Origin of the sequence: Fodinicola feengrottensis (assembly GCF_010993775.1) — a bacterium.
Lineage (GTDB): Bacteria > Actinomycetota > Actinomycetes > Mycobacteriales > HKI-0501 > Fodinicola > Fodinicola feengrottensis.
Window position 1 is genome coordinate 1 of record NZ_WOTO01000107.1, and the last position, 10,319, is coordinate 10,319.

10 protein-coding genes and 2 pseudogenes are annotated in these 10,319 nt (G+C 67.7%); 11 read left to right on the forward strand and 1 reads right to left on the reverse strand.

Annotated features, from left to right (window positions below; translation table 11 throughout):
- From GNX96_RS47230 to GNX96_RS47270, 10 genes and pseudogenes are all read left to right on the forward strand, one after another.
- The coding region (locus GNX96_RS47230) for an ATP-binding protein (protein ID WP_163573879.1) at positions 1-1,369 on the forward strand (1,369 nt) is incomplete at its 5' end.
- 39 nt (positions 1,370-1,408) lie between these two features.
- Positions 1,409-1,534: a hypothetical protein gene (locus GNX96_RS60750; RefSeq protein WP_279583399.1), complete on the forward strand. Its 126-nt coding sequence runs from the start codon at positions 1,409-1,411 to the stop codon at positions 1,532-1,534.
- Positions 1,535-1,550: 16 nt separating this feature from the next.
- Positions 1,551-2,087 (forward strand): DUF742 domain-containing protein, encoded by a 537-nt coding sequence (locus GNX96_RS47235; protein ID WP_163573880.1) that lies wholly within the window; start codon positions 1,551-1,553, stop codon positions 2,085-2,087.
- A complete protein-coding gene (locus GNX96_RS47240) occupies positions 2,068-2,646 on the forward strand; it encodes a GTP-binding protein (protein ID WP_279582902.1) in 579 nt (192 codons plus the stop codon). The genes GNX96_RS47235 and GNX96_RS47240 overlap by 20 nt, the downstream gene beginning before the upstream one ends.
- A gap of 771 nt (positions 2,647-3,417) precedes the next feature.
- Positions 3,418-3,957, forward strand: coding sequence for a hypothetical protein (locus GNX96_RS47245; RefSeq protein WP_163573881.1), 540 nt, complete (start codon positions 3,418-3,420; stop codon positions 3,955-3,957).
- Positions 3,958-3,985: 28 nt separating this feature from the next.
- Positions 3,986-6,328 carry a hypothetical protein gene (locus GNX96_RS47250; RefSeq protein WP_163573882.1) on the forward strand — a complete coding sequence of 781 codons (2,343 nt, stop codon included), beginning with the start codon at positions 3,986-3,988 and terminating at the stop codon, positions 6,326-6,328.
- Positions 6,329-6,550: 222 nt separating this feature from the next.
- A complete protein-coding gene (locus GNX96_RS47255; RefSeq protein WP_163573878.1) occupies positions 6,551-6,850 on the forward strand; it encodes a hypothetical protein in 300 nt (99 codons plus the stop codon).
- 40 nt (positions 6,851-6,890) lie between these two features.
- A pseudogene (locus tag GNX96_RS47260) lies at positions 6,891-7,246 on the forward strand (hypothetical protein); the annotation flags it as partial.
- A 419-nt stretch (positions 7,247-7,665) separates the two neighbouring features.
- On the forward strand, positions 7,666-7,971 hold the full coding sequence (locus tag GNX96_RS47265) for a hypothetical protein (protein WP_279583400.1): 306 nt from the start codon (positions 7,666-7,668) through the stop codon (positions 7,969-7,971).
- An 11-nt stretch (positions 7,972-7,982) separates the two neighbouring features.
- Positions 7,983-8,174 carry a hypothetical protein gene (locus GNX96_RS47270; RefSeq protein ID WP_163573884.1) on the forward strand — a complete coding sequence of 64 codons (192 nt, stop codon included), beginning with the start codon at positions 7,983-7,985 and terminating at the stop codon, positions 8,172-8,174.
- Here GNX96_RS47270 and GNX96_RS47275 read toward each other — a convergent pair whose 3' ends face one another.
- Positions 8,175-8,663: a TMEM175 family protein gene (locus GNX96_RS47275; protein ID WP_279583401.1), complete on the reverse strand. Its 489-nt coding sequence runs from the start codon at positions 8,661-8,663 to the stop codon at positions 8,175-8,177.
- A gap of 183 nt (positions 8,664-8,846) precedes the next feature.
- Here GNX96_RS47275 and GNX96_RS66940 point away from each other — a divergent pair.
- Positions 8,847-10,179: pseudogene (locus tag GNX96_RS66940) on the forward strand (Mu transposase domain-containing protein); the annotation flags it as partial.
- Positions 10,180-10,319: the final 140 nt, after the last annotated feature.

Genomic DNA, 10,319 nt, shown 5'->3' on the forward strand with positions numbered 1-10,319 from the left:
GCTCGTACAGCGCCAGCTGGCCCTGATCGTGAGCAGCTGGAGCAGGACGGAGGACGGACCCGGACCAGCATGTGCGATCGCGTGGTTTCCAGCTGGACCACCTGGCCACTGGTGGCCGGATGCGGCGCACAACGAGAACCTGATCGGTGCTCTCCGGTACGGACGTGGACCAGGCAGCAGTTCACCCGTCCTGTCGTCGGGCTATCAGGACGTTCTGCGCGCGGCGGTCTCCGGAGATCGAGCACTACCAGCGTGGTGGTGGTCGGGCCGCCGGCCGCGCGCTGGCCGTCGCCGGCCTATGCGGTCCGGTGATGTCGTACGCCTGGCCGTCGCCGAGCTGCTGAGACAACGCCACCGGCGTTCTCCCGCCGAGCACCACAGGTCACCGTCAGCTGCTATCCGCCGCCCGCTGGCTCGGCGGCGGTGTCGCCTGGACATCCTCGACCCACGGCATTGGCATGCAGACGCAGGAACAGGTCGAGGCTTCCAACGCACCGCCGAGATGGAGCCGAGCACGTCCCGCCGGATGGGCTTGTTCGTGGTCGGCCGGCTTGCCCGCCGGCACGGCGTGCGGGTGCTGCTGCACTCCGGCGAGGAGCTCGGCGGCGTACGAGCGACCATCACGCTGCCGGCGGCGCTGCTGCAGCCGGAGAGCGAAGCCCAGCACGCCGGCCCGGCGGACGAGTGGCGGCCGTCGCCGCCGCGGCAGAAGGTGCTCAACGGCGGCCACCGCGCCGATTTGCTGGCCAGCCTGCCCAAACGGCGGCGCGCGGCGGCTCGCCAAGGCACCTCGGACGGTGCCGCCGCCGGTCGGCCCCGAGCAGGTCTCTCGCCGGCCCCCGGTCAACGGCTCGGCGATCTCGGCGATCTCGCCGGCCATCGCGGCCGCGGCGGCCGCGGTCGAGGAGGTCGCCGGCCTCGCGCCGGAGAGTGGGCGACCAACGCCGAGCACACCGGCGAGATCCTGATCGCCCCGCCGCCGGCCGCCGACCAGGTCGCCGGGCCGCCGGAGGGCACCCCGATCTTCAACCAGATGCAGACCGGCTGGTTCGCCGAAGAAGACGAGAAAACTCCGCAGAAGGCCACCCAGTCGTGGACCACGGCCGCGGACGCCGACATCGCCGCGGTCACCCGGGCGCTGGCCGGCAAACCCACCAAGGTGACCGCCGCTGGGCTGCCCAAACGGGTGCCGCGAGCGATGCTCGTACCAGGCACCGCGTCCTCCCCGGCACCGGCCGCGGTGGTCCCCGCCGAGCCTCCCGCGAAGGTCGCGCCGATCGCCCGGCAGAGCGCCGAGCGGGTACGTGACCAATTCGCCAGCTACCAACGCGGCGTGCGGCAGGCCCGGTCGGTGGGGCGCGGCTGGTAGTACTGACACCACAGTGGACGGGGCAGGACGGGAGAGTGGATGACCGGGAGTGATTCGCCCATCGCCCAGTTCGGCTGGTTGGTCACCACCTTCACCGAGCGGGTGCCGGGTGCCGCGCACGCCGCATCGTGGTGCCGACGCAGCGGCCGGTCGGCGGCCGCGTGATCGGCGGAGGCCGGCCATGTCGGAGGCGACCTTCGGGGACGTGGTCAACGCCTTCAGCCTCGGCAGCCGGCGCCGGCAGCGGCGCCAGCGTGCCCAGGAGCCGCCCCCGATCGTTGCCGTACGAGCCGAAGTCGCTGGTCAGGACCTGTTCCAGTCGCCCCCGCCGGCACCGCCGGAGGATGTCGAGGCACCCGCGCAGGCGATCACCGTGGACACAGCCGCTACCGTCGTACGCCCGTACACATGGACGAGCGGGCGCACCAAGTCGTCCATCGACCTGGAGATTGAGACGCTGGTATCGACGACCGAGCAGGCTACGGAAACGGCGGCGCCGCGGGTGGAGCACCGCTCGATTGTCCGGCTCTGCGCGCAGCCGCGGTCGGTGGCCGAGGTGGCGTCGGCGCTGTCGGTGCCGCTGGGGGTGGCCAAGGTGTTGCTCGGCGACCTGGCCGACGCCGGCCTGATCGCCGTCCACCGGAACGCGCCGGCCAACGACCGGGACGCGCATCTGGCGCTGATGGAAAGGGTGTTGAGTGGACTCCGTCGCATCTAGCCGGATCACTTCGGCGAAGATCGTGGTGGCCGGCGGTTTCGGGGTCGGCAAGACGACCTTCGTCGGCGCGGTGTCGGAGATCCCGCCGCTGACCACCGAAGCCCAGATCACCACCGCCAGTCTCGGCGTTGACGACCTGGCCGCCACCCCGGACAAGGTCGCCACCACCGTCGCGATGGACTTCGGCCGTCGTACGCTCGCCGAGGACCTGATCCTCTACCTGTTCGGTACGCCTGGGCAGCACCGCTTCTGGTTCATGTGGGACGACCTGGTCCGCGGCGCCATCGGCGCGGTCGTGTTGGTCGACACCCGTCGCCTCGCCGACTCGTTCTCCGCGGTCGACTTCTTCGAAGAGCGCGGTCTGCCGTACGTAGTGGCCGTGAACCGCTTCGACGGCCAACTCCGCCACACCCTCGCCGACGTACGCGAAGCCATGACCATCGACCCCGCCGTCCCCGTCATGTCCTGCGACGCCCGCGACCGCGAATCCACCAAACAAACCCTGATCCGCCTAGTCGAATACGCCATGATCCGCTGGATGACCCCCGCCCGCACGTAGCTCACCCCGCGCGAGCGCACCTTTCACCCACAGTCGGCCAACTCCGACGGCACCCAGGCCCTGTCCCCACCCCGTGCGGACCCGGCACCTTCACACCCAAGTCGGTCAACTTAGACGGGACCCAGCCCCGCTGTCCCCCCACCCCGTGCGGACCCTTCACCTTCACACCCAAGTTGGTCAACTTAGACGGGACCCAGCCCCGTCCGGCGCCATCGGCCGCCAGGCCGATGTTGTCGCCCCTCCGGCAGGAGCGTCCGCCTTTGTAGGCCCGCGGTCTTTGCGGGCCTACAAAGGCGGACTCTCGTAGCCGTAGTCGACGGCGCCCGCGCCGAAGGCGCCAGAAACACAGGGCGGCATCGGCAGTAACCATCGGAAAAGCCCGCCCCGCCACCGGTCTTTGGTGGCGGGGCGGGCTTTTCCGATGGCTGGTAGACGGGACGCCGCACCCTCACAGAAAACGCTCTTAACCAAGGAGCCGTCCCGTACCGTCCGCCGCTTCTAACCAGGGCGCCGTCCCGTACCGTCCGCCGCTCCTAACCAACACCCGTCGCGTACCGTCCGTCGCTTAATCAGGCGTTGGTACGAGCGACACCCTGACCAGGGCCGTCACCGGCCCTTTTGGTAGCACCTGACCCGACAGACTGGCCTGCGGGCCCGTCGTGCGGCCGCTGTCCCGTACCGCCCCATCTCACCAACCATCCAACCCGTTTCGGCCCGCGGTGAAAGGAAGGCGGGCATACTGACCTGCAGCCAAATACGGGGAGGTTTCTGGTGCTCAGTGGCGAAGACTATTTGTCCGCGGTGGCGATTCGGGCGAGTCGCAACAAAGGGAAGCTTTACACCGCGCCGATCGGGCCGATCAACGCGATGGTCGCGAATATGTACGCCGGTGCTGGCGCGGCCCTTGGGCAGATCCATTTCTGCCTGGTCGCGGCGACGGTGCCGGAGATCAACGCCTTTGTCGTGAAAGATTTCAGCAGTCACGCGGCGCAGCACGCGAGGCAGGCGACCAATGGCGTGAAGGGCATGGGGACGCTGATCGTGACGCTGGCCGGGCTGGTTTCCCCGGTCGTCCAGCCGGACGCGATCCCGGCCGCCACGGCCAAGCCGGGTTTGGACTTCGGCGCCGAGAAACGGCCGGTGGTGGTGGACCTTTCCACTGGTCAGGTGCACATGTTCACCGGTACGAAGTTCGTCGGCCTGGTGATGCAACGGGCGATCCGCAAGCGCGCGCAAATGTTGTTCCCGCCGCCCGCGGAGGCCGAGGCGGACCTGCGCGACAACCCTCGCCCGGTGATTCCGCCCGCCTGACTCGGACGGGGCGGAGCCGGTGGCGGGAGTGGGGCTGGCTACCATCCGGAGAGTCTTTGCTGGCGACCAGATCCGGAGATCCCCGACCGATGAGTGGCGACCCGACCGGCGACTCCCGTCTCGACAGTGCACTGACCAGCGCGTCCGGCATCGCCGGCGCGCGCACGGCGGCGAGTCCGCCCTGGCGGCGGTCATCGCCGCCGAGCAGGGACACCGGCCGGCGGCCCTTTTCGCGGCTGCCGGCGAGGTGTCGCTCGCGTTCGACGGGGAACTGGCGGACCCGGACGCGGTCCGCAAGGCGGTCGACGCGCCGGCCGAGGCGACCGACGCCGAGCTGGTCCTCGCCGCGTACCAGGCCTCCGGGACGGACGCGTTCGGGCAACTGCCCGGGCGGTGGGCGGTGGCCGTCAACGACCGGCGGGACGGTCGTACGCACCTCGCCGTGGACGCCAGTGGCGCTGGCGCGCTCTACTACTACGCGCGTGTTGGTGAGTCCTACGCGTACGCGTCTGAGCCGACCGCGCTGCTCGCCGCGCCGGAGCTGACCGCCGCACCCGACGACGAGGTGGTCCGCGGCTACCTGTTGACCGGCGCCTGCGACCAGGGCGAACGGACGTTTTTTTTTGCCGGTATCTCCCGGGTTCCGGCCGGTCATGTGACCACCTTGCAAAGCGGCGCGGCGACGGCCGCGTACAAGGTGCCGGAGTCGACCGGCACCGACTTGGTTGAGGCCATTGACACCGTGCTCGCGCCTTCGCATGACCGCGCGAGCGGCGTACGGCTGAGCCACGGCGCGCCTGGTGCGTATTTTGCCGCCGCCCGGCTGGCCGAAGCACCTGTCTACGTCTTGTCCGCCGGCCCGACCTCCACCGCCGACACCGGCCAGACAGTGGCGACCGCGCTTGGTCGTACGCCGGTCACCGTGCAGGCCTCCGGGGACCAGTTGGGCACCGATCTGGCCGATCTGGTCCGGCTGCTCGGCGAACCGGTGCCGGACCTCGCCGCCTACGCGCTCTACGCCACGGCGCGGGCCGCCAAGGGATCGTTGGTCGACCCAGCCGGCGCTGACACAGCGCTGCGTTTGTCTGTGGAGACACCAAAAGCCAAGCGTACGGTCGAAGTTGCCAGCCTGCTGTCCACTGTGGACGGCGGGTCCGCTGAGCCCGGCAGCGCAGCAGAGGTGGCCTTGCGGGTGGCCGACCGGATTGGCGCGCACACCGGCGTCCCGGTCCGGTTGCCCTTCTGTGACCGCGAAGTTCGCCGGGTCGCGGCCGCCGCGGCCGACCCGGGGGAGCTGGTCGCCGCGCTGTTGACTCCGCGCGTACGGGCCGCCGCCGGTCCACTGCGCCCGGCCGCTCCGGTGACCGAATGGTTGCTGCGGCTGAAAAACCGTGTCTACGGCACTTTCCTGTCAGAGTCGTTCACGACCCGGCCGTGGTTCGCGCAGCAGGAGATTTTGGTCGCCTTCGAGGATTTCATCAAGGGCCGTAATGCCGACGCCGCGGTTTTCTGGCGGTTGCTCAACGTCGAGCTCTGGATGGCCGAGTTCGTCGACCCGAAGCCGGACGAGGTCGCGCCGGTCGCGATCAAGGGTCCGCTGGAAGCCAACAACGGCAAGAAACTGCTGATCGACGTCGACGGTGAGCAGTGGCTGCGGTTCCCGGTCCGGACCGACCTGTTCGCCCGCGGCGACGACTTCGAGAAGCTGATTTCCGGCTATATCAACGACTTCTTCACCTCGATGGAGTCCGACGGCGGCTACGCCGACCGTTTCGAGCATGAGTGGTATTTGCTGGTCAGCGAGAAGGTCATCGCGATCTCGCAGGGCCGGTCGTATTTTATTTGGGACATCCAGCCAAACTGGTGGGCTCGTACGCTCAGCAAGTTCGTCGTGAAGACGCCGTACGGCATCGGGCTCGGCAGCCCGTGGACGATGCAACTGGCGCTGCAGGAGGCCGGCCTGCCGCGCATCCTGGTCGCGTCGGCGGCCGGCGCGGCCGGCAAGGTGATCGGTCGCCGCGGGCTCTTCTACCAGGTCGCCGGTCATTCCGTACGAGCGATTGACGGCCCGACCGAGTATTCGGCGTACCCGTCGAACGTCTCCGCGAAACTGGCGCCGGCCAAGCCCAAGCAGGTGGCGACCAAGCTGGTCGCCGCGTTGCGGGACGCGCTCGTGGAGCGCGGTCATGAGAGCGTCGCGGCGAAGCTCGCCGGCGTGGTGGTCATCGATGCCAACGACATCGGCCGCAACATCCTCGGCGCCAACGCCAACCGGCCGGACGTGTTCTTCGAGAAGCTCTTCGCCGACAATCCGCTGGGGCAGGGCTCCGAGCAGACCCCGTTGGCGGTGGCGGTCCCAGCCGCCAGCTGAGGTGTAATCATCGCCGCACGGTGCCCTCGTTGAGCTTGCCCAAGGGGTTCGCCGCCGCCCGGTTATCGGGCAGTTGACCTGCGCGAACGGGCCGGATCGGACACTTCGCCGACACCTGTCGTTAAAGTCGTACCAGTGATGTACTGACGTAAGCGCTGTAACGGTGTAATCATGTAGGTAGCCAGAGCGGAGGCGCCTGGGCGAGCGCAGGAGGAGCAAGAGATGTCGGGACAGCGCAGGCACCCCGGATTGGGCCGGCAGGGTGGATGGCAGCAGGCGGACCTTCCGGTCGCCGACGACGCGTCGGCGTGGATCCGTGGCCGGATGCCGGACGGGTGGTTCACCGAGCCGGTCGAGGTGACCGTCGACCGGGAAGAGATCGTGATCGTGGGCCGGGTCGCCGAGCCGGACGCTTCGGCGGCCGCACGTCCCAGCGACGGGGCAGCCGTTGACCTCGAAAAAATCAGAAGAAACCGACGACCAGACCGTGCAATTGTCCGAGGCGGTGTCCAGCGGCCCTAGTAATGGGGCGGCCACTGACACGCAGTCGCGGGCCGAGCGGGCCGCGGCGGAGAACGGCCGGATCACCCGGTTCCGCGAGGACACCCGCAACGCGCGGATCTACATCAGCCAGCAGGTCGAGCACCGTTACGGTCGGAAGGTCTCGTGGGGGGCGCCGCGTGCGGCGGCACCCGCCAGCTGTTCACCAACCTCTCGGTGCCGGTGATGACCCGGCTCCGGCAGGGCGACCGTCAGGTCCTGGACACGCTGGTCGACGCCGGCGTTGCCCGGTCCCGCTCGGAGGCGCTGGCGTGGTGCGTGAAGCTGGTCGGCCAGCACACTGACGACTGGCTGCAGGGCCTGCGGGACGCGATGTCCGAGGTGGACCGGCTGCGGGCCGAGGGTCCCAGCGTCTGATCGGGTACGAACAAGGGCCGGCGACTTCTCTCGCCGGCCTTTTCGTTTGGCTGAGAGGGGCCGCCAGCGTGGCGAAAAGTCAGGTTGTGGAAAACCCGGGAACGGCTCTTGCAGGCCATACGCTTTTCTGGTGACGTCAATTTCCCTACGCAAATGGCATACCGACCGGGCGGTGAAGCTCGATCGGTTGATGCAAACCCATGTCATCGTCGCCGGCTCGGGCTCCGGCCGGCGCTGGGCCGCCGAAGAACTCAACCACGCGATCGTCTTACGCCTCGCCAGCGAATTCCAGGGCTTCTGCCGCGAACTGCACACCGAAGCGGTGGACTTTGTCGCTGACGTGTTGTCGCGTGGTGACCATGGATTGAAGGTGATGGTGCGGTTCCCTTACGAACATGGCCGCCGACTGGACCGTGGCAATGCGGATCCCTCGGCGCTGGGCAGCGATTTTCGGGCTGCTGGGAATGCGGATCTGGGATGCGCTTCGAAGCACCTATCCGGCGAAAGGGGAGCTCTGGCGGCGCAAACTCGAGTTGCTGAACGCGGCGAGGAATGGAATTGCGCACGACGACCAGACCAAGCTCGGCGTCGTCCGAGCAGCCGGATGGCCGCTGACTCTCGCGTCGGCGCGAAGCTGGCGCGCCGGGCTGGACGGATTGGTGGTGGGGATGGATCATGTGGTGAAACGGCATGTCCAGGACACGTTAAAGGTGTCGCCGTGGTGAGGGGTGCGGAGATGAGTAGGCGTCTTAAGCCCGGTGACCGGGTGCGGGTGTCGTTCGCGTCCACCCTGGTCGAGGGCATGGTGATCCGCGCCGACGGGGTGACCAAGGCTTCGGTGACGGTCGCTGTGGAGATCGATGACACGGACGAGCCCATCATGATCCGCTACGAGCCGGAGCAGGTCGAGGTCATCCCGGCGGCTTAGTTAGGTGGTCTTGGCCGTTTTGTTGGTGCGGCGCGTGAAGAACGAGACGGTCTGCGGGATGATCAAGAGCAGCAGCAGGCCGTAGTACGACGTGCCCAACGGGATCAGGACGAACGCTCCCAGCAGGCCCGCCGTGGCGCCGAACGATCCGATCAGGAAGTGCTGGTCGACCGAGCCGCTGCCGGGATTTCGCTGCTGTTGTTTGTAAAGAATCCACGCCATCACGCTCTGGCAGATACTGCTGGCCAGGGTCGTACCGATGTAGAAATAGACGACGAACGGATACTGGTGGCTGTCGAACTCGCCGACGATCTCGGTGGGGTACGGCAGGAAGACGATTGTCAGAAGCCACGCCAGATTCAAGAAGACCAGTGGTCTGGTCAGTTTCGCGACTTCGGTGAACAGTTCGTGGTGAGCGGTCCAGAACCGTGCGATGACCAGGAAGCTGAGCACGAAACTGAAGATCGAGCTGCGGTTGGCCACCACCATGTCCAACGGGTTGATCTTGTCGTGCGCAGCGGCGACGATGATGGCGCTAGCTGAAATTCCCCACTTTTGCTAGATCATTTTCCCCAGTTGGGTGTCGTCCGGCGTGGCGTTCGCGCTGGTCAGGATGGTTCTACTGACAGTGCGTAGTGACTGTGTTCGCTATGTGACTTGTTGGGGGCCTCGATGCTCAGCGTGGAGGAAGAGGTGGATGCGCACGCGCTTCGCCGGCAGGGTTGGTCGATCTCGGCGATTGCTCGTCATCTGGGCCGGGACAGGAAGACGATCCGCGCGTATTTGAGTGGCGCTCGGGAGCCTGGTAAGCGGGTCCGGTCCGAGCCGGTGGTGATCGCGGAGTTCGTGCCGTATTGCCGGCAGCGGCTGGTTGATGATCCGCATTTGTGGGCGTCGACGTTGTTCGACGAGGTCGTCGCGTTGGGGTTCACTGGTTCGTATCCGTCGCTGACCGCGGCGATCCGCGACCTGGGGCTGCGTCCGCATTGCGAGGCGTGTGACCGGTCCAAGGGCCGTGACACCGCGGTGATCGCGCACCCGGCGGGCGCGGAGACGCAATGGGACTGGTTGGAACTTCCTGATCCACCATCGTTCGGCGTGGGGCCTGGGAAAGCACGCGCATCTACTGGTCGGCGCTCTCGCGCATTCCTCGCGGTGGCGCGGAGTTTTGGCTACCAGTGAGGATTTCCCGCATCTGGTCGAGGCGATGGACGCTGTCGTGGCGCGCCTGGGTGGGCTGACCAAGGTGTGGCGGTTCGACCGGATGTCCACCGTTTGCTATCCACCGACCGGTGCGGTACTGCCCAGTTTCGGTGAAGTGGCGAAACATTACGGAGTCACCGTCGTTATTTGCCCACCGAGGCGGGGAAACCGCAAAGGCGTTGTCGAAAAGGCGAATCATTCCGCCGCGCAACGATGGTGGCGAACATTACCGGACGAGACCACGCCGGCCCAGGCTCAGGCGTTGCTGGATCGACTCACCGCCCGGTTGGACACCCGCAAGCGGATGCTCGACGGGGCGCCGACCACGGTCGGCGCGCTGGCTGACGCTGAACCTTTGCGTCCCCCGCCGGGGGTGGTGTTCCCGGCCGGCTGTCCGATGAGCGGACCGTGACCGCGCAAGGATTGGTGTCCTGGCGTGGAAACTCCTACTCGGTGCCGCCAGGCCTGACCGTGTGCCAGGGTGCTGCTCACGCACCGGTTGGGCACCGAACTGGTGCGCATCGCCACCCCCACCGGCGCGGTCGTGGCCGCGCACACGCGCGCCCTGGACGGCGCGGGGCGGGTGGTCCGAGACGACGGCCACGTGGCGGCCTTAGAGAAGAAGGTCCTGGCCGGGTTCACCGATAAGCCGCCCTGCAAACACAAAACCCGCCGACCACCGTCGGCCGCCGCGCTAGCCGAAGCTGATCGCCTACGCGGCCATTCGACCCCTGACCCGGCATCGAAGGTGGTGATCGATTTCTCCGTTTACGTCAATGCCGCTGACCGGCTCGCGACCCGCGCCGGCCGACGCGGCCGATGCGTTACCGCGAAAGGAAACTCGATCGTGAGCACACTCAACGCGCCACCTGTCCTACCTGAAACTGGCCGACGCGGCCGATGCGTTACCGCGGTCCTGGACGCCGCCCGCGCGAAAACCTC

Excerpts from the sequence above, each read along its gene's own strand:
- GNX96_RS60750 (WP_279583399.1), top strand. The coding sequence starts at position 1,409 with ATGACCGGGAGTGATTCGCCCATCGCCCAGTTCGGCTGGTTGGTCACC.
- GNX96_RS47235 (WP_163573880.1), top strand. The coding sequence starts at position 1,551 with ATGTCGGAGGCGACCTTCGGGGACGTGGTCAACGCCTTCAGCCTCGGC.
- GNX96_RS47255 (WP_163573878.1), top strand. The coding sequence starts at position 6,551 with ATGTCGGGACAGCGCAGGCACCCCGGATTGGGCCGGCAGGGTGGATGG.
- GNX96_RS47265 (WP_279583400.1), top strand. The coding sequence starts at position 7,666 with ATGCGGATCCCTCGGCGCTGGGCAGCGATTTTCGGGCTGCTGGGAATG.
- GNX96_RS47270 (WP_163573884.1), top strand. The coding sequence starts at position 7,983 with ATGAGTAGGCGTCTTAAGCCCGGTGACCGGGTGCGGGTGTCGTTCGCG.
- GNX96_RS47275 (WP_279583401.1), bottom strand. The coding sequence starts at position 8,663 with ATGGTGGTGGCCAACCGCAGCTCGATCTTCAGTTTCGTGCTCAGCTTC.